This is a genomic window from Paenibacillus sp. FSL H3-0457, assembly GCF_037981725.1.
GTDB lineage: Bacteria > Bacillota > Bacilli > Paenibacillales > Paenibacillaceae > Paenibacillus > Paenibacillus amylolyticus.
The window spans coordinates 3,323,200-3,343,294 of sequence record NZ_CP150283.1 but is presented as its reverse complement, the minus strand read 5'-3'; the positions used below and the strand labels follow the sequence as shown (position 1 = coordinate 3,343,294).

17 protein-coding genes are annotated in these 20,095 nt (G+C 44.0%); 5 read left to right on the top strand and 12 right to left on the bottom strand.

All coding sequences use genetic code 11. The features are described from left to right. The first annotated feature begins 153 nt into the window (after window positions 1–153). A complete protein-coding gene (locus MHH25_RS14915) occupies window positions 154–921 on the top strand; it encodes a helix-turn-helix domain-containing protein (protein ID WP_047842955.1) in 768 nt (255 codons plus the stop codon). A gap of 126 nt (window positions 922–1,047) precedes the next feature. Here MHH25_RS14915 and MHH25_RS14910 read toward each other — a convergent pair whose 3' ends face one another. The 5 genes from MHH25_RS14910 to MHH25_RS14890 all read right to left on the bottom strand — a co-directional run bounded on the left by MHH25_RS14910 (window position 1,048) and on the right by MHH25_RS14890 (window position 9,359). Next, window positions 1,048–2,673: a response regulator gene (locus MHH25_RS14910; protein WP_340020375.1), complete on the bottom strand. Its 1,626-nt coding sequence runs from the start codon at window positions 2,671–2,673 to the stop codon at window positions 1,048–1,050. Continuing rightward, on the bottom strand, window positions 2,658–4,415 hold the full coding sequence (locus MHH25_RS14905; protein ID WP_340020374.1) for a histidine kinase: 1,758 nt from the start codon (window positions 4,413–4,415) through the stop codon (window positions 2,658–2,660). Before MHH25_RS14905 ends, MHH25_RS14910 begins: the two co-directional genes overlap by 16 nt. Window positions 4,416–4,472: 57 nt before the next feature. Further along, window positions 4,473–6,158 (bottom strand): extracellular solute-binding protein, encoded by a 1,686-nt coding sequence (locus tag MHH25_RS14900; RefSeq protein WP_340020373.1) that lies wholly within the window; start codon window positions 6,156–6,158, stop codon window positions 4,473–4,475. A 125-nt stretch (window positions 6,159–6,283) separates the two neighbouring features. Next, on the bottom strand, window positions 6,284–7,834 hold the full coding sequence (locus tag MHH25_RS14895) for a glycoside hydrolase 43 family protein (protein WP_340020372.1): 1,551 nt from the start codon (window positions 7,832–7,834) through the stop codon (window positions 6,284–6,286). Between the two features lie 7 nt (window positions 7,835–7,841). Beyond that, window positions 7,842–9,359 (bottom strand): glycoside hydrolase family 43 protein, encoded by a 1,518-nt coding sequence (locus MHH25_RS14890; RefSeq protein ID WP_340020371.1) that lies wholly within the window; start codon window positions 9,357–9,359, stop codon window positions 7,842–7,844. A gap of 163 nt (window positions 9,360–9,522) precedes the next feature. Here MHH25_RS14890 and MHH25_RS14885 point away from each other — a divergent pair, with 163 nt between their 5' ends. Beyond that, window positions 9,523–10,392, top strand: a complete 870-nt coding sequence (locus tag MHH25_RS14885; RefSeq protein ID WP_340020370.1) for an AraC family transcriptional regulator — start codon at window positions 9,523–9,525, stop codon at window positions 10,390–10,392. A 117-nt stretch (window positions 10,393–10,509) separates the two neighbouring features. On the opposite strand, the gene MHH25_RS14880 is transcribed toward MHH25_RS14885, so the two are convergent. The 4 genes from MHH25_RS14880 to MHH25_RS14865 all read right to left on the bottom strand — a co-directional run bounded on the left by MHH25_RS14880 (window position 10,510) and on the right by MHH25_RS14865 (window position 14,226). Further along, on the bottom strand, window positions 10,510–12,204 hold the full coding sequence (locus MHH25_RS14880) for an ABC transporter substrate-binding protein (RefSeq protein WP_340020369.1): 1,695 nt from the start codon (window positions 12,202–12,204) through the stop codon (window positions 10,510–10,512). A gap of 275 nt (window positions 12,205–12,479) precedes the next feature. Continuing rightward, complete coding sequence (locus tag MHH25_RS14875) at window positions 12,480–12,755, bottom strand: barstar family protein (protein WP_339187392.1); 276 nt, start codon at window positions 12,753–12,755, stop codon at window positions 12,480–12,482. Between the two features lie 14 nt (window positions 12,756–12,769). Continuing rightward, a complete protein-coding gene (locus MHH25_RS14870; RefSeq protein ID WP_340020368.1) occupies window positions 12,770–13,204 on the bottom strand; it encodes a ribonuclease domain-containing protein in 435 nt (144 codons plus the stop codon). A gap of 257 nt (window positions 13,205–13,461) precedes the next feature. Then, on the bottom strand, window positions 13,462–14,226 hold the full coding sequence (locus tag MHH25_RS14865) for an alpha/beta hydrolase (RefSeq protein ID WP_340020367.1): 765 nt from the start codon (window positions 14,224–14,226) through the stop codon (window positions 13,462–13,464). A 138-nt stretch (window positions 14,227–14,364) separates the two neighbouring features. On the opposite strand from MHH25_RS14865, the gene MHH25_RS14860 reads away from it, so the two are divergent. From MHH25_RS14860 to MHH25_RS14850, 3 genes are all read left to right on the top strand, one after another. Next, window positions 14,365–14,976 carry a TetR/AcrR family transcriptional regulator gene (locus MHH25_RS14860; protein WP_340020366.1) on the top strand — a complete coding sequence of 204 codons (612 nt, stop codon included), beginning with the start codon at window positions 14,365–14,367 and terminating at the stop codon, window positions 14,974–14,976. A 27-nt stretch (window positions 14,977–15,003) separates the two neighbouring features. After that, entirely contained in the window at window positions 15,004–15,885 is an 882-nt protein-coding gene (locus MHH25_RS14855) for an AraC family transcriptional regulator (RefSeq protein WP_340020365.1), read from the top strand. A 108-nt stretch (window positions 15,886–15,993) separates the two neighbouring features. Then, window positions 15,994–17,274, top strand: a complete 1,281-nt coding sequence (locus MHH25_RS14850; RefSeq protein WP_340020364.1) for a glycoside hydrolase family 27 protein — start codon at window positions 15,994–15,996, stop codon at window positions 17,272–17,274. Between the two features lie 58 nt (window positions 17,275–17,332). Here the strand turns inward: MHH25_RS14850 and MHH25_RS14845 are convergent, their stop codons facing one another. From MHH25_RS14845 to MHH25_RS14835, 3 genes are all read right to left on the bottom strand, one after another. Beyond that, a complete protein-coding gene (locus MHH25_RS14845; protein WP_076327607.1) occupies window positions 17,333–17,689 on the bottom strand; it encodes a hypothetical protein in 357 nt (118 codons plus the stop codon). Window positions 17,690–17,810: 121 nt separating this feature from the next. Further along, on the bottom strand, window positions 17,811–18,539 hold the full coding sequence (locus tag MHH25_RS14840; protein WP_076327608.1) for an amino acid ABC transporter ATP-binding protein: 729 nt from the start codon (window positions 18,537–18,539) through the stop codon (window positions 17,811–17,813). Then, on the bottom strand, window positions 18,532–19,977 hold the full coding sequence (locus MHH25_RS14835) for an amino acid ABC transporter substrate-binding protein/permease (protein WP_340020363.1): 1,446 nt from the start codon (window positions 19,975–19,977) through the stop codon (window positions 18,532–18,534). The genes MHH25_RS14840 and MHH25_RS14835 overlap by 8 nt, the downstream gene beginning before the upstream one ends. Window positions 19,978–20,095: the final 118 nt, after the last annotated feature.

Below are 20,095 nucleotides of genomic sequence, written 5' to 3'. Positions count from 1 at the left end.
CAAAGTGCATTATAGGTTTTAATTGGTAAAGAAATGCACTGTCTACAAAAATATGCACATTGTATGCGCTTTCTTTTATTACCATAATGAAATTAAGTCAAATTTCAGTTAATCTAGCGCATTACAATTCAGCAGAAGGTGAGGTATTGCTTCATGTATGATATTTTACTTGTGGATTTCAGCCGTCGTTTGTGCGGAGAGTTGCAACAGATGTTGCTACGGAGCAAAGCTCAATATACTATCGCAAATTGTGTGTTCTCATCGGCCGAGGCTTTGACCGCATTGTCAGAACGAGACTTTTCCCTTGTTATGGTACATACAGAGAGGTTTGATACCGCGGGGCTCTGGTTATGCAATGACATTCGAAAAAAAAGTCAGATACCTATCCTCCTGATGGGTGGAAGAGATCACTTCAGGTTTGTACGCAAAGCCCTGACGTATCAGGTAAATGATTATCTCCCGTATCCTGTTAGTCCTTCTTCTTTACTTAACAGTCTGCATGGACTTAGATCCCACCTTGAAACCGACCCGGCACACAAAACGTCGTCGTTCTTCAAAACACCCGTTCAAATGAACGGTAAACCCATGCACTCCAGTCATGTTATTCGTATCGTTAAGGCCTATGTACGGGATCATCTGAGTGATGAAATCACGCTGAAGAAGATCTCTGACATGCTTCATTTTAACTGTGCGTACCTTGGACAGAAGTTCAAGCTGGAAGAGAAGATGTCTTTCAATGATTATATGCTCCAGCAACGTATGGAAAAGGCACAGCAGTTGTTGTCTTCCACGAATCTGCGAATATATGAGATTGCTATTGAGGTAGGTTATAAGGATATTGATTGGTTCTATAAAAAGTTCAAAGCGTATGCCGGATCGAGTCCCAATGCTTATAGAAGACAAAAAATCCACACGGCCTAAAGGTGGGTCGCCGAATCGGTTTGTTTATCAATTAGATAATAACCACAAAAAAACGCAGGGGATGTATTCTACTTCCTGCGTTTTTTTGTGGTTGTTTGGGTTTGGTCAATTCCAGAATATTCACCGTTAACGTACCAAAAGGGATTCCCGGTATTCTTGGGGAGTCATTCCCGTTATTTTCTTAAAAAGTCGGGTAAATGAATGGGCAGCCTCGTACCCCACTTGAAGTGCGACCTCACGCACCATAAGATTTGTGTTCTGAAGCAATTCTTTGGCTTTCCGTATTCGGCAGTCGTCAATGAACTCTGACACGTTTATTCCCATTTCCTGCTTAAAGAATCGCGACAGATAGGATGGATTAAAATGATGAAGTTCTGCCAGTCTCACCAGAGAGAGATCTTTCTCCAGATTCTCCTTGACGTAACTGCATAAGGAATGAATGACAACGTTAGCGCGTTCCTGTTCATTTGATCTTTTGTAGCGGACTAATTCATCAGCAGCACGATATAGAAATTGTACTGCATCCTTCATGCATGTATACTCCCCTAAGTGCAGCAAGCTTCGTTGATCCGGGATTTTCTGTTGAAGACCCCAACGATTGATCGTTGAATGCAATAATAATGCCAGATTGTAGTATGTCTCCATGGCACGTTCCATCGTAATTTCCTGTTGCAGCAGTTCTCCTGCAAGCTCCTCAAATATATCGTAAAATGGCTGAATTCGTCCCGTTTCCAAATATCCTGACATAATCTCGATCCGGTTTGAGATCCGCATGGATTCTTTGGGTACATCAGATGAGAGATCATTACGATGATCCGTGAGTACCATGGATACACCATCCCCAATTTTCATCCACTGGAGTAATCTCAGACGTTCATATTGTTTGGTTAACTCGGACCAATTGCAGCTGCGACTACTTAATGAAAAAGCAATGGATACGCCGAGTGATACCATGCATGCTTCCTGTACCAGTTCCAGTGTACCTTCTAGAAATCGCACAAGTTTATCATTAGTCATCTCTTCCTCCTGCTTCGGCTGAAGCAGCCAGATCGTATCCCCATAATGGTCCGTTACACTTGCGCACACTGTACGCTCATTCATTAGAGAAGAGCCGATAATGCGCACAGATTCCTGAACTTGTGTGAGGTCCGAACCTTTTTCTGGCGGATTATTGAACCGACCCAGTATGAGATAAACAGGCGAGTTGATCTGTAATCTTATATCTCGTTTGGATAATTCGTCCTGCATATCCATAGTAGAATCTATAACCGCCGTACAGTCTTGAAGTAACTTCCGTAAATACTCTTTTTGCTGTATCAGTGCAAGCTGCGAATTGACTTTATGAGAATGTTCCAACAACTCAACCATGCTGTGACTTTGCCGGATCTCTTCCATCACATCTTCTACAACAGACATCACCTTGTCATAACCTTCCGTTTTGAGCAAATAACGCACATTAGCCATCTGAAAAGCTTGATATGCATAATCAAAATCGCTATGTCCTGTCAGAAAAATGACACGACAATTCGGCCAACTGGCTTGAATCCGCTCTGTCAGTTCCAACCCACTCATACCCGGCATACGGATGTCCGTTAGAACAATGTCAATTCTCGAACGTTGCATCCAGGACAATGCTTCTGTTGCAGAGTAGGCCTTACATACATCAAGCTGTTCGGGTATATGTCTGGCGAACGTTTCATAGAGACTATCCGTAATAATCTCCTCGTCATCTACAATCAAAAGTCGATACATTCGTTTTCCCCCTCTTTCCACTGGATTCGAATTGTGACTTTTAACCCTTGCAGTTCACTTCTGGATAGAAAAAGCCCACTTCCTTCTCCATACGTCAGGACCAGACGTCGATGAATATTTATTAACGCCGTCATTTCGTCTGTACCTCCGTCCTTATGCAAGCGTTGTTGAAGAGTTTGAATGTGTTGCTCTTCCAACTCATTACCATTATCCTCTACGGTGATCTCGGCATATGAACCTTCCATATTAAACCCAATAATTAGAAGACCGGAGTCCGTATTCTTTTCAAGGCTGTGTTCGTAGGCATTCTCAATAATAGGTTGAATAATGAGTCTGGGAACTTTAATATGTTCCATCTCAGCAGGTAGTGACCCAAAATCAACTTTGATTCGTCTGGAGAATCGTAATTGTTGAATCTCTGTATAGATCCGTGAATGCTCAACTTCCACTTTCAACTTCACATGATCTGTTTCATTCCGCGTAATGAACCTGAAATACTCTCCGAGCATGTTGGTGAATTGCTCAATACGTTCGGTTTCTCCTGTCCTTGCCAGTGAATTCAGAATAAAGAAGCTATTGTACAGAAAATGAGGATTAATCTGCGATTGAAGCTGTTTCAACTCGGCCCGCTGCATCATCAATGTTTTCTTAAAATCTCGATCGATAAGGGATTGAAGATTTTCAATCATTAGATTGAAACGGGTGTAGAGGAAGCCGAATTCATCCTTTCGGTTATGCGCAATGGGGACATCAAGCATGCCTCCCTCCATTTTTTTGAATCTTTTCACCAACAACAGCAACGGGATATGAATCAACTTGTAACTTGAATAGAGATACGCCGTGATGGCAACAAATGATGTAATTGCAAACAGCCAAGCCCAATGATAGAACTTGCTAAGTGGCTTCGTAACAATTGCCTCGGGTAGATATGTAGCTACGGATAAGCCCAGGGAGTCCATATGCAACTGACTAACATGGTACATGGTGTCCCCCACCTTCATCCGAAAGCCATCAAGTGTACCCTTTACACTGTGCTCACGGTAATTCGCGAGAATAACACTAGCTTGTTGTTTATCTGTGATGGCATGCCCCGTTTTGTCCTCAATCAGAAACGTTGAACTCTCCGGGTACAAATTAAGCCGTGTGAGTTCATTCTGAAAATGGTATGTATCCAGCTCCACCTGAATGACAAAAAGCGGGGGTTCTCCTCTCGTGCCTGTCAGCCTGACGGCACTTAAGTTCAAGGCGTCCTCTTTCACCGTGAAACGTGTACCTTTTCCTTGCATGCCTGAACTGAAATATAGATAAGAACTTTTATCGAAATCATCGATGCCTTGGATCGCGGATATACTCTTGCCAACAGAAGGGATATGTACATGAACGTTTTTGATATAAGCAGTGCTATTCTTGAATGAAGCGAGTCGTTCAGTCAGGTAATTTAATGTATCACGCCGCTCAACCTGATCCATCATGTCCCAGAGAATCGCCAGACGATTGAGTTTTCGATCCTCAACGATATCAAACTGCTGTAATTCCATCCATTCTATCTCTCTGTTCAATTCCACCACATATTGATTCAACCGTCTCTCCGTTGACAACGATATCTCCTGGCTTGCATTGTCATAACTCCAATGATACAGATACACGCCAAGAAGAATAAGAGGAAGCACAAATACCAGATAGGTGATTATTAATCGCGCAAATATACTGTTAAACCATGATTTAGCAGGGATCTTGATCAATACATTCACCTCCAATGCCAAAGGCTGAGTGGGTTCCTTGTATGAATAAAGTGAACATTAGCGCTCCTTTGGCTTGCTGGCGCGAAACCACGCGTTAACCTCCGATGTGATCTGATCTCCCCCCAGCTTGCGCCAGTTCTCAACGAATTGATCAAACTCATCTATCGACCTGCCTAGAATAATGTTCATATAGGCTTCAAGCTGAAGATCCCGAAGAATAATTTGTCGATCAACCATTGTGTCCGTAATTCCGCCCGTGAATTGATCATAGAGAAGTTGGCCGTTCTTCTCGTAAGAATCTGCAATGCTAAAAGCACCCGAAGGCCCATAGGTTTGTTTCCAGCCCCAGCCGCTCTCTACATCTTCCAATTCATAGGCGACAATGCGTTTGTGAATGGCGAGAGCTTCATTCTGCAGAGCCCAGAAGTCTCCTGTACTTCTGGCATCACGAATTTGTTTGTATGCATCTATATTTTTATTACCGGGAAAAGGAGTTACCGGTGAAAGCATCCACACAGCTCGGGAGTCGTCATTGTAGTATGTTTCATACTGTGCCTGATCCCCCCAGTTGATGTCCAGATGCAGATTCATGAGCTTTACAACAACTTCCGGATTAGAGAATCCCTTTTTTACAGCAAAGTATTGCCCAGTGTTGGAACGTAGCGGTACGAACAGGCTCCGGTCCGACTTGGCAACAATGGGATATGCCTGCCATTCTACATCTATATCTGTATCTTTATCACGGGTGCTCTGAAGCATAAAGGATGTCCACTGTTCGCCGTAAAGCATCCCTATTTTTCCATCTTGAACTAGACGAAACGCCTTGTTTCCACTTTTATAACCAAAATCCGGATCAAGTTGGCCTTCACGATACAACGTTTGCAGTACTTTCAGAGCCTCCCGAACTTCAGGCTGTATACCTCCATAAGTGAGGTTTCCTTCTGCATCTTTAACCCATATATTAGGGTAGGCACCGTAGCCGGACATGAACCCTGCAGCTCCCATAACTGGATCCCATAGATGGTTCGTTAGCGCAAGTCCGTACGTATCATGCTCTCCGTTCCCGTCGGGGTCCTCCTCTGTAAACGCTTTCGAAACCTGGAGAAGCTCTTCCATCGTTTCAGGCGGCCGTAGCCCCAGTTGCTCCAACCAATCGGTTCTAATCCACAGGTACTGCGCTGTCTCAATGGAGGAAGATGATTCGGGAATAGCCATGAGTTTGCCATCAATGGTTGCCGCATCAAATGCGCCTCTTCCCTCCGCCTCCAATATACTCTTTGTAAGTGGGGAAGCATACTCTTGGTACACATGGGTTAAATCTTCGATCATTCCAGCATTGCTCAGTTGTCTAAGTTGATATGGATTAACTTTCACTACATCTGGAAAACGTCCTGCAGCAAGGGATACACCCAACTTCTGATTGTATACATCCCCATTAGCAGTCCAGTCATAGTGAATTTGAATACCTAGCTCTTTCTCGTACAAACGAGTCCAGCGATTATCCAGTATCGTCTCACCAGGTAACTGACTAATCATGCGCTCAAGGTCATCTCCCGTTTCCCTGACAAAAGAGACCACGATGGGAGGAGAATACCTCTCAAACGTAGCGGGAAGTTGAATCTGCTGCCCATCTTGCTGCGGATGATGTTGTTTGCTATTACCTTCGGTATGACCTGCTGGTATGGATACAGCAAGGAACAGAATGAAGGTCCATCTTGTTATGTCCAGACATCTCTTATACATGACGACATGCCCCCAGTTCGGTTTGAACAACTCTCTTCTCTCTGTCAACTTTAATCCATATCATTGTACAACAACTTGTACTCATTGAATACGAAAAGCCGCCGTTGGGCGGCTTTTACGTATTTTCATTGTTTCTCATCAGGATTAATCACGCGATATTCAAAATTCGAAAAGTCAGCTGTTCCTCCAGCTATTTCAGTTGAATATACAAACAACCCTGTTCGGCAACCCATAAAATGATCCAGTTTATATATCATTTTGTGGACAATCCCTATATCTCTCCATTCAGTTCCATCGAAATAGGCAAAAGAGCACTCATCCAGATTGTTCTCAAAATTTCCGAATGCTTTTAGTTTAACTACTGAATCTGATACCGGGATACGTTCATGTTCAGTGGCTGGCTTCTGGTCGATCAGATTACCAAATATGGTGGAATCCTCACTATCTCTGGCATGCATGACCAAGTAAAACTTGTTATCCTGCTTCGTGAGAGCGATCATACCGTACGAACCGATTAGAAAGCACAACCCGGCATAGTCCCCATCATTCAGACGACTGCCGTCAAGCGTAACTATTGCTTCGCAAGCGGGCCCCATTGAACGCTGGGTTAGTGTGTTGACCGCAAACGTCAGATTTGGGCTGATCTGTCCCGTTCGAACACGATACACCCCCGATTTCTCTGTAACGGACCAGAGTTCATGATTAGGTGTATGATTCCATTGCCAAAAATCACGGAGGCAGATGTTTCCATCTTCCTCGGGTTCATAATTAAAACTGTCGCTACCCACTAACGGGTTATAACGGTGCTCTGGTCTCGTGCTCGGGATATCAATCTGTTTCGGCGCTTTGCTTGCAAACACGGGTTTACCTTGATCAAAGTGTAGCGGAACCAAAACAGGAACCCGGCCAACAGCCCCATGATCCTGAAACAGCATTGCATACCAGTCTCCATCCGGCGTATCCACGATACCGCCCTGAGCAACACCTGAATTGAAATAATCCATATCGTCATTGAATACTTCTCCACCAGTGAAGACATCTTCCAGAGAGTCTGCCATATAAAACGCCTGTGTTCTACGTCCGGAAGCTTTCGTGATATGAATCAGGAACACAATATATTTACCACTGATCTTGTAAAAATGTGCTCCTTCATAACCAAGGTGATGAGGCTGCTCGTCTTTTACAATCAAGCGATGCACTCCACCATGTTTGGGCCCGGACAGATCAGAGCTTAATTCGGTCAGATAGATCTCGGTATTACCGTACACGAGATATGCTCGTTCATCATCGTCAAAAAATAAGGAGCAATCATGGTAAAACCCTTCCACGATCTGTTTCTTCCACACTCCCGAGATGGAGGTCGACGTATACAAGTATGTCTTACGGGTATCATTCGCAACAAAGATCACATAGAACATCCCTTGATGATAGCGGAGTGATGCAGCCCACATGCCTTTACTGTAAACGTGATGACCATCCACCAGCCGTTGTGCAGGTGTATCGTCCAATGTGTCGTATACATATGTGGCTACTTCCCAATGGATCAGATCATATGAACGCAGGATGACACATCCCGGCATCATATGCATGGTTGTACTGACCATATAATATGTGTCATCTACACGAATAACGTCAAGATCCGGGTAATCGGCCCAAATAATCGGATTCGGATACATGCTTCAATTACACCTCATTTTTTCTGTTAAACTTCCATTCTCTTAAAAGGATGGTTGGGCTGTCTGTTGAACTTTTAAGCTTAATATACAAGTCGTGCACACCTTTCGCACCCGTAACATTAGTTGTTAGTTCCATCCAGTGAAGGGATTCGGTCGCAGGCGGAACAATGATTTCTCCAATTAACAGTCCGTCTGTACGATCAAGTCGAAGTTCTAACGTACCTTCGGTTCCTTGATTCGCAATCGTGGCTGTGAAGGTTGTGGGTCCTTCAATTTCAAAGTCCACCTTCGATATAGCTATCCAGCTGTCATTTTGCAGTTTAGCCGAAATCATATTCGAATCTGATGCAGACATCTCACCAGAGTCAAGATATTGCTCTGTTGATACTCCGCTACTCCATCCAATCGTTGAACCGCTTACCCACCCATAAGGATCGAAGCATTTGATTTGATCTACGCCCTGATAATCGGCATGTACCTTCTTGATCTTACCAGTGGCCTCATCATGTTCGACTCGATTCAGATGCGTTGAACGGTAACCTTCGGGAATATCCATGGCTTGGCATAATGTCTGGGCATGATAGGCAATGTACCATTGATCCGATAGTTGAAATATAGCATGGTGATTGTTGCCGCCAATATCAAAAAAGTATCCTGGATTCTGGAGTAGCGTACCCTGATATGTCCATGGCCCCATTGGCTGAACACTGGTCATATATGCAATCTCACCAGGTGGTGGGCTGTCATCTGGCCGATCACCCTCAATAAAATTGGAACAATACGTAAAGTAGTAACTATTATTATATTTATGTATCCCTGAATCTTCAAACATATAAGGCGCCTGAATAACCTTTGCTTTGCCAACAACGCTGATCATATCGTCTCCCAATCGCATCACTCTTGCCGTATCCGGTCTTTCTGCTTTCCCCTGTGGAATACCACCACCGAAATAGATGTAGGCCTGATGATCATCATCTACAATGACAGCCGGATCGAATAGCCAGGTTACTTCCTCCACTCCCGGAGTCTCTCTTGTAATAAGTGCTTTTCCTATAGGGTCTATCCACGGACCTACAGGTGTGGGTGCAGACAGTACACCTATTCCACTGGCATTGTTGGCGAAATAAAGAAAGAAACAGTCCTTGCCATCCAAGATTCGATGAGCAGCTGCCGGGGCCCAGGATTGCGAAGCCCATGTTGCCGCGCCTTGAGGTCCAGCCACTCTGATCTCTCCATGATCGGTCCAGTTGATTAAGTCATCCGAAGAAATGACCGTAATCCGGTTGATTGAACTGTAGCTGTTTTTCTGAGGAAGACCGTCCTTATCATATTCCAGCTTATCACTAGTCATATATAAGTAGACTCGATTGTTAAATACTAAAGCATAGGGATCGGCTCCAAATTTGTGGGCCACCAAAGGGTTACCGTTGGGACGAAGCTTTCCAATCTCCCCTGGAATACGCTCCAGATTGGCAACTTGGTCTTGCTTTTGCTCACCAGCATGTGGTGTAGAATGATGATTCATCAAAAGAATCCCCCTATAATCGTTTTTAGTTGTGTCTTTTTACGAGAAAGCGTTTGCAATACAAAAGGTATCATGATAGGATGATTACATTTTAAGGTAAGCTGAGTACAATTTCATTGCGTTAACCGCTCTATTTATTGCGTGAAATGACGGGAGGTACTTCATGAGTGGATCCTCTGAGTGTTTTTATGATCCCATCCAGCCTGAGCTCTTATATCTACACAGCGTAACGACGTATAAGCTGGAAACGATCTATCATCGCCATAATGCATACGAAATCTACCTGTTTCTTCGTGGAAACGTTCACTTTTATGTAGATAATCGATGTTACCATGTACAGCCTGGTGATCTGCTTGTGATGTCACCCGAGGAGATGCACCGAGCCTTTATTCTGGATGAATCTGAGTATGAACGAATTACAATCAATCTCAAAAAAACATATCTATTTCAGCTTTCCACACCATCAACCAATCTATCGTCATGTTTTGACCATCGCCCCAAAGGAACAGGCAACATCGTACATCTAGACGACGATAACTTGAAGCAGATGCTGCAATGTACAAACGAACTGGAAGGATTGCTTGCTTCCGATGCTTATGGCACCGATATCAAAATAAATGCAGCCGTAGCCCAATTGTTGGTCATGATTAACGTCTGGTTTCATAACAATTCCTTTGTTCCCAATGACATTATGCCTGAACTGGTTCGTGAAACCATGGATTATATTGAAACACATCTGAATCAAGACATAACGCTTCGCAAACTTGCCGAAGTGTTCTACATGAACAGTACTTATATCAGCCGCCAGTTCAAAAAGCATACTGGATTGACCATCCGTTCCTACATTTTGGGTCGTCGTATTGAACGGGCCAAATTCCACCTGTCAGAAGGAATGAGTATTACGGATGCATGCTTTCAATCGGGCTTTAGTGACTATGCCAATTTTATTCGCAGTTTTACCAAAATGGTCGGCATCTCCCCCGGTAGATATATCAAACAAAGACGTGATGCAATGGAAGCACTGCCAAGATAATGATGAGCTCATTTAATGTAAACTAAAAAACATCAAGCCATCCTGCATGGCTCGATGTTCTTTTAGTTCTTGATATACTTCGGATCTGCAAACAATTTTATTGTAATTATACGCCAGTTAATTGATCTCTTTACCCGTCCACAATCGAACGCGATCTTTAATCCACTCCGTATACTGCTGTTCCATGCCTACTGCACCTGCATTATCAAGTTCGGTAATCATATTGTCATATATGCCTTCAAAGGCACTTGGAGAGGATGTAATCGCTTCGGCGATCCGTTTCTGAATAATATCCTGCGTTTTCTGATACACAACGTTATAATCCCCGCTATCCGAAGGAATCGGCATATTGTAAGCCGCGCCCCACTCTTTCACCGGAAACTCCTCTTCGGAAGGGAACAAGTCCTTCCATGTAGTGATGCCATAACCTTTCAAAGCTTCTTTCTCCTCATCAGAATAACTTTGCTGTATCTGTTCAGGATAATTCGTTGTATAGTAGTTATCCGTTGAATCTTTAACGCCATCCCCGTAGTGAGCACCAAAAATGTAATACAAGCCTACTCCGGTTTCTTTGGTGAATGTGTTATTGTCTTTGTTTTTACGTTCCTGTACATCGGCCGGGATGGTGCGAACACCGTCTTCCACATTATATTGCTCGCCTTCAACGCCCCAGTTTCTCAATACTTGCCCTTCTTCAGAAGACATCCAATCCAAAAATTTGATGGCACGGACAGGATCTTCACAATCGACTGTTATGCCAATGCCATAACCATCAAAGCCGATATTCTGGAAGTCTTTCCGCTGAAAACTGTCATCTAGCGTGACCGGATAGAATCCGTAGGTCATATCATCTTTTCCTGCGCTTTTCAAAGCATTTTCCGCATCACTGAATCCCCAGCTTGGATCAAGCAAGGATAACACGCGACCACTGGCGATTTTGGACTTATACTGGTCATCCTTCTGAACAAAACTGTCCTTGTCCAGCAAGCCTTCATTGTACATCTTGTTCAACCACCGGAAATATTCCTTCTCCTCGGGACGTTTGTAATGCAGAACGGCTTCGTAGGTGTCCGGATTGATGAAATACTCACCATCTCCAGGTCCTCCAGTAGACATGACAGCGGGATCAGTAACAGTTATCATTCGTCGCCATCCATCTGCACTAAGCGTCAACGGAATTGTGGGTTGGCCATCATCTGTGGACGGATGTTTCTCGTAATATTCACGTAGCACATTTTCGAAATCGTTTAAGGTTTTGATCTCAGGATACCCGAGTTCCTTGACTACACGATGTTGAATGGCAGTACCATTCGTCGCATCAAAGCTGACCTGATCGATCGCACCATTCGTTGGAATCCAATAGATTGAAGGATCGTCATTGCTGTATTTCAACCGATTGAAGTGCTCACCGTAGATCTTTTTCAAGTTGGGGGCGTGTTCTTCGATCAGATCCGTCAGATCAATCATTGCCCCGGCATCAACGAGTCTGGTCAAGTTACCTTTGGGGAAAATCAAATCCGGATAATCACCGCTTGCAGCCATCAAGGAAATACGGTCGTTTCCGCCTCCGCTCGAAATATCGAATTCAGCATCAATGCTTACACCGGTTTCTTCTGTAATTTTCTTCCCTACCGCATCCTGCATTTTGTTCCAGTTGGGACTTGCATCTGCGCCGAAGAAGGTAAATGTGATCGGGCTGTTGGGGTCACTCGTATTTGATTCGGAATTCTCTCCAGCATTTCCGCAACCGGCGGAAACTAACACAACACTTGTTACGAGACATGCTCCTAGCACTTTTGATACGGCTCTCATTATTTTTCTGCCCCCTAAATGATGTTAGTCGTAATAACCAATCCAGACATTACGATGGTTCACTTTGAGATAGTATACGCTTACATATTCAACCGTTAGTAAACGACTACAACCCTGCCTACCCTATTCCATGTTTAAAGTATAAGGAAGTCTAATAACCCCAACCTTGATTATTAAGCCATGAAAATAGCATGATCTAGACATGAGTCTCAGTAAAAATGTAAAGACCAAAAAAGCGATGGTTGCCCATCGCCTCATAAAGCCAAACCTACTTTTCAATAATATAGTTCTAACGTAAATCCTTGGATTTCTGCTTCAACTTCCCTCAACAATTCCATTAGTTGGTCAGCGTAATCTCCAAGAATCTCTTTGCTTTTCTCAAAACCAATCCATTGAACAGTAAGCGGCATGCTTACAGCCCCAGTTAAGACATCCCATAGTGCGTCCAAATTGCCTCCATAACTCTCGTCTAACTCAAGCTGGTTCTGCAAAATTTGATGAAGCTCTTCCTTGCTGTGAAAGTCGTTTCCGTTAATCTGAATGATGCTCATATCATTTCCTCCGTTTATTTTAACTGTTCAAATGACTTATAATGATCTGTCGTCTGGTAGATTAGACCGTCATTCGAGTATAGAATTCGGTCGCTTCCGCGCCGTCCTCCTGAGTAATTTATATCGGCTTCGTACCAGATCCGGCCTTTTTTCTTGGGAAGTAGTCCTTCCCGGTTTCCGAACACGTCGCCGCCAATGCTTTTGCCTGGAGCAACTTCTCGCAGGTTACCTTCACTTGGTTCCCAGCCCAGTTCTCTGGCCTCTTTCTTGGTAATGTAATTTGGTGGGAGTTCATTGTGCTCCGAGATATAGTCGGCAACCTCATCAAATCCCATATCCTCCGAAACTTGAGGTGATCCAAGATCACGCAAAGACTCTGACGTACAACCTGAGAACAATAATGCAGCCAGGATGATCATTAACGTGTAAGCAAATTTTCTGAAAAACATAATCTTTTCTCCTTTTGATGTTCTTGCTCTTGCTGTCTTCCGTTTTGCTACTATTTCGATGACAATGCTTCTAATGTTAACGATTTGTGGTAATTAAAGCAATTCTGTAAGCCTATTATGGAATTGAAATGCAATCAATTAAAGTTGTTGCCCTGCTCCATTGAAGCAATATTTTTATTCTACAACAAAAAAAGCCGCTAAAATAGCGACTTTAATCGTACCACGATCATTACCATTCAATACATTCATTTAATACATTATTTTAATTTACCCATCCAGTTCTCTAGGGCTATAACTACCTCTTCCAACTGCTTTTCTTCTGTAATTGCAGGTTGATTATCTCCTTTTTGCATGCCATATGAGCCAAACTGACCGTGATTTCCACCCTCAATACTCACATATGTCGTATCTTCCGGAAGATTTGCTTTGGAGTTCTCCCAGTCTTCCCAGTTAAGCACTCCGTCATCCGAGCCTGTAATCTGTAAGATAGACAAGTCCGTATTCTTAACGCTCCCCCCTTCATCTGCATAAGAAGCCAAGAAAAAGACGCCTTCCAACTTCTCATTGTGCTCCGTAGCATACCGTGATGCAAATGACCCTCCCAACGAATGGCCACCAATAACAAACGCTTCGTCAGGATGTTCCTCGATAAAGGAATCAGCCTTGTTCTGACCGAAAATCGCCAAGTTTATTGGCATGTTCGCGATATATACGCGGTGACCCTGTTCTGCCATTTCTCTGGCAAGTGGAGAATAACTTTCAGGTTCAACCAGACCACCTGGATAAAAAATAATATTCGGTTTGGTTATCTCTTCTGTACCCACGGGTTCAAATCGGTAACCGTCCTTAATCTTGGCGACAATAACCTGAGCATCACTTGTCATCGCCGTTTCAGCTCGCTCAGTCGGACTATACGTAACCGAATTGAGATATACGTAAACGCCGGCCACGATGATAACAATGGACAAGATGGTCCACATAATTATTTTCTTCCATTTGTTAGTACGTTGTGCTGTTTTCAACCTTAAAACCACCTTAGTATGAGGATAATGATATGCCTTTTTTAACTCTTCATAATTATACTTACCGGTAAGTATAATTACAAGATGATTTTGCTTACTATCGTTATTTGTCATAAAATATTCATGGAGGGAAGTCCAATGACAGAAAAATCACCCAAACGATTGCCTGGAAGACCCAAACATGGCAACGATGATATCTCAATTCAGCAAACCATTATTCAAACCGCTTCACAGTTATTCATGGAGTATGGCTACGAAACAGTCACGCTTCAGCAAATTGGCAAAACATGTAGCGTGTCAAAACCAACCATTTATTATCATTTCACCAGCAAACCCGAGCTTTTTAAGGTTGCCTTTACAACGATGTTACAGAATGTGAGCCGGTTAACCTCGCATATCCTTGATCAAGCCGAGAATCTGGAGTCGGGGCTTGTGCATCTGGCAGAGGCCAGACTGGGAAATCCACATGCGGAGATTGAAACCATGCTCAGAGAAGCTGAGCCTTTTCTTGAACCAGCTCAAATTCAGGATATACGCAACGCGGAGCATCAGATTCACGAAGTGTTAGCCTCCCATTTCCAACGGGCAATGGATGAAAACAGACTGCGAACGGACGATCCATTTTTCCTGGCAGAGACCTTCTCGACATTGATGTTAATGGGTAATCGGGAAGATAACCTGCATAAATATGGTTCCAACTTTTCTCTAGGCCAGAAGCTAGTAGATATTTTCATTCGCGGAGCGCAGTAAAAATTCAGGGCAACAAGGAGAGCTGACATGAATATCCCTAGAGGAACCTATGGGTTTCGATTCGCGGAAGACAAGGAGCTCCAACTGTGTGTACTGTATGCGGCTGGATGTGATTCAATAACCGATCCTTCTTATCATTGGGATGGACTCGAACGTTCGGACGGGCCTCTCCTGTTATTCCAATATACAATCTCGGGTGAAGGTGTATTTGAGTCGAATAATCGCATCCATCATGTTACCGCAGGACAAGCTTTTTTGGCAGAAATTCCAGGGCTACATCGCTATTACTACCATTCAGCATCAAAAGAGCCTTGGGAGTTTCTGTTCCTGCTGTTCAGACCCACTCTTATTCTGCCCCATTGGAGAAAATTTCTTCGTGAAGCGGGAGAAGTTCCCTATCTTCCCGCTGATTGTACACCCATCCGACTGTTGCGGATGATCGTGACTGATGCGGCAACAGGCAGAATAACTGATCCTCTGATCGCATCATCCAGCGTATATCAGTTCATGACAGAATTAACGCGATTACAGAGAACAACATTGCGCAACAGGGAGAATTGGTCTGAAAACATTCAAATAGCCGTTGAATACATAGAAAACAACTACTCCAAGATGATCAGTATCGATCACCTAGCGGAGCATGTTTCCCTTTCCAAATATCACTTTATACGTCGCTTTTCCTCCAGTACGGGCTTGACGCCTGGTGCTTATCTAACCCGTGTACGTACCGAGAAAGCAATGGAACTGCTGCGCGGAACTTCTCTTAGCATTGAAGTCATCGCCGAGCAAGTCGGGTATTCCAGCGGAAGTTATTTTATCAAAGCCTTTCGCAGCATAACAGGCGTTACGCCAGGTGAATTTCGTAGTGGCGGAGAAAGCCTTGTGTACCGTAAATTGTTCTTCGACTAACCGCAATATTTTGCTATTCGACACTCAACATTACTGTAGATATTAATAAAATCCTTTATTATGATGAATTAAGCGAGAGCAATAATTAATCCATAAAGGAGCATTCCCATGAATCATACACTTGCAGCATCAACTCCACCGCTTGGCTGGAACAGCTGGGATTGTTACGGCGCAGCCGTTACGGAAGACGAAATTCGTGGCAACGCCGAGTACATGGCAGAACATCTTAAAGACTTCGGATGGAGCTATATTACGGTCGACATTCAATGGTACGAGCCTTTGGCCAATTCTTCGCAATATCGTCCGTTCGTTCCACTCATCATGGATGAATATTCGCGGCTTATGCCTGCCGAGAATCGGTTTCCCTCCGCTGCAGGTGGACAGGGATTCAAGCCATTAGCCGACTACGTTCATAGTCTGGGGCTGCAATTCGGCATTCACATCATGCGCGGTATCCCACGTCAAGCTGCACATACTGGGACTCCGATCCTGGGAACAACCGCCACTGCGCGCGATATTGCTCATCCGAACTCCATCTGTCCCTGGAATACGGATATGTATGGTGTTGATAGCTCAAAAGAAGGCGCACAAGCCTACTACGATTCGCTTTTTGAACTGTATGCAGAATGGGGCGTTGACTTGGTGAAGGTTGACGATATTGCTGCTTCAAGGCTCTATGACACCCATCAACCTGAGATCGAAATGATATCCAAAGCGATTGAGCGCTCCGGTCGGCCCATGGTACTAAGTCTCTCTCCTGGCCCTGCTCCAGTAGAATACTCAGAATTCTTGGCTGATCATGCCAACATGTGGCGTGTCACGGACGACTTCTGGGACCTCTGGCCATTGTTATTGGATATGTTCGACCGCTGCCGGACGTGGCAAGGCGTTCCCAAAGCAGGCTGCTGGCCAGACTGTGATATGTTGCCTTTGGGTCATATCGGTATCCGTTCTGTAGACGGTGGTGGAGCAGATCGCTGGACACGGTTCACACCTGACGAGCAGTTGACGATGATGTCACTGTGGAGCATCTTCCGTTCCCCGCTCATCTTTGGTGGTGAACTGCGAGATAACGATGACTGGACACTATCCCTGCTAACTAATCGTGAGGTTCTGCGGATGCATCGCGAGAGTTACGGAGCCAGAGAATCCTTACGCAAAGAAGATCTTATTGTGTGGACTGCCCAGCATACGGATGGCTCCTCTTACGTCGCTGTGTTCAACACCGGCGAGAATGCTCTACCTGTGGATCTGTCCATTGATGAGGTCGGACTGTCCGGCATTACCGAAGGTACCGAATTGTGGAGCCAAGAAGCGGCTCAATTAACAGAGAATTCCTTAGTTACTACTGTACCTGCGCACGGTGTGCGTCTCTATCGGTTTTCCTAAGCTTGCAAAAGAAAAAGAGAGGTCTGTCGTTCATTAGACAGACCTCTCTCTCATTTCATCAGTATGTATCCATGGCTTGAACGGCCAGATGAAATGCTTTAATCCTTCTTTCTAGAAGAGTCTTTTGTGGGCTACCTTCTTTGGAATTGGCATACATGCTCTCAAGAGATGGGAACAATCCCATCAAGACAAGACGAGCTTCTGCGATATCTTCCTCCGTGTAGGGATGAGATTTCTGATTCCATACCTTTTCCAACAGTGCTAGGCCGATGTATAAAGTTTGGAGACGTTTCTGTAACAATGTCGTGTTATTCCTTTTCTGAGTCATATTCACTAAGGCATTTTCTGATTTGCGGATCGTTGATTGAAAGGCTTTAATGGATTGCAGTTGATCTTCTTGTGACACGTTTTCCATAGAGTATAGACCTCACTTTCTTGGCTTAGTTTGATCGGTCTTTCTATTAAATCACCTCATAAATATAACAAAAAAAGCCGCTAAAATAGCGACTTTCAATGTATTCATTCTCGATTCAGTGCTAGAGTACCTTTTCCAAAAAGCTGATCGTCCGTTCATTCTTCGGATTTCCAAATATCTCTTCAGGAGTGCCCTGCTCGACAATATAACCACCGTCCATGAAGATCACACGATCAGCTACTTCACGAGCAAAACCCATCTCATGGGTAACAATCATCATCGTCATGCCTTCGCTCGCGAGGTCCTTCATAACACCGAGGACTTCTCCTACCATCTCAGGGTCAAGCGCCGACGTCGGTTCATCAAATAACATAACATCCGGATTCATAGCAAGCGCACGAGCGATAGCTACACGTTGTTTTTGTCCACCTGACAGTTGTGTTGGGAAGCTGTCTGCTTTATCAGACAGACCCACACGCTCAAGTAATTTGAGTGCTGTATCACGAGCCTGCTGTGCATTTAATATCCCGAGTTCTCTGGGCGCAAACATGATGTTTTTAAGCACACTAAAATGAGGGAACAAGTTAAAATGTTGAAATACCATTCCAATATTTTCGCGAGCTTTGTTCAGGTTGGTTTTAGGGTCATTCAGATCCTGATCATCCACAATAACCCGGCCTGCCGTAATCACATCTAATTGGTTAATGCAGCGCAAGAAGGTACTTTTTCCCGAACCGGAAGGCCCGATGACACAGACAACTTCTCCTTCGTTGACCGCCACATCAATTCCCTTGAGGACCTGATTCGAGCCGAAACTTTTCTTCAAACCTTCAACTTTTATTTTAGCCACGACGAACCTTCACCTCCAGATAATCAGCAATTTTGGTCAATGTGATAATGACAATCAGGTACATAACCGCAACCGTTAACCAAATGTCAAAAGAGGAGAACGTTCTTGCAATAACAATTTTACCCGATTGTGTCAACTCTACGAGACCAATAACGGATAAGATTGACGTATCCTTCAACGTGATAACCATCTGGTTAATGAAGGACGGAATCATAACCCGCACTGCCTGCGGAATAACGATCTTTATCATCGCTTTGCGATAAGGAATGCCCAATGAACGGGCAGCTTCCATCTGACCACGATCAATCGATTGAATCCCGCCTCGGATAATCTCGGTTACGTACGCCCCTGCATTCAGACTAAGTGTCAGAATAGCCGCCAGGAACAATGGCATCGTGAAGCCCATCGCCTGTGGAATCCCGAAATAGATAAAGAATGCCAGGACAATCAGCGGAATACCGCGGAAGATATCCACAAATACGGTGGCAACAACTCGAAGGAATTTGTTCTGTCCCACCTTCATGAATCCGAAAATCAGACCGATGATAAACGCGAAGAACAGGGACACAATCGTGTATAAAAGTGTTTTTCCCAGACCTTTAAAAAGTGCAGGAAGAGATTTCTGTATTAACTCCCAACGCCCCAGATTTGCGACTTGGGAATTCTCTCCAACATATTCTTCGATAATGCGCTTGTACTCACCGTTTGCTTTGATATTCACAAGACCAGCATTGAACATCTCCAGAAGCTCCTGGTTTTTCCCCTTGCTTACTGCAAAACCGTAAGGAGCGCCATCTTCTTTGTCGGTAACAATTTTCAAACCGTTGTTCTGATTAACTCCATAGGCCAGTACAGGATAATCTTCAAAACAGGCTACGGAATTACCGGTTTTTACATCTTCATACATTTGGTATGACTCATCAAACGGAACGATCGTAAATCCATACTCTGAAGCGATGGACTCTGCAAAACTAAACCCTTCTGTTCCGGTTTTCACGGCTACCTTCTGTCCACGAAGGTCTTCATAACTCTTAATTGTGTCATTGTTGGCACTAACACCCATAACGACACCTGATTCAAAATAAGTATCCGAAAAATCAAATTTTGCTTTTCTTTCATCCGTAATACTCATCCCTGCGATTACACCATCGACTTGATTCGCCTCAAGTGCCTGTACAGCTGCGTTAAATCCCAGGGATTTGATTTGATACTTAAAATTTTGATCTTTGGCGATGGCATCCAGCAAATCCATGTCGATACCAACAAAATCACCATTCTCATCTTCATATTCGAATGGAGCAAATGTGACATCAGTTCCGATAACATAGGTTTTACCGGAATCGGACGCTGCGGCAGCGTTCCCTACCCATCCTGATAGACCGCTCACCAGGAGCAGCATCAGTGAAAGTATAAAAAATGAGATCTTCGTTGTTTTCATGTGTCCTCCCCGTCTCGGTATTGTCCGAATAATCATTATTTTCTTTGGAATCGGTATTACGGTTATGCTTTTTGTCGATATTCTGCCCATTTGATTGTTATTATTTACTGTATATTAA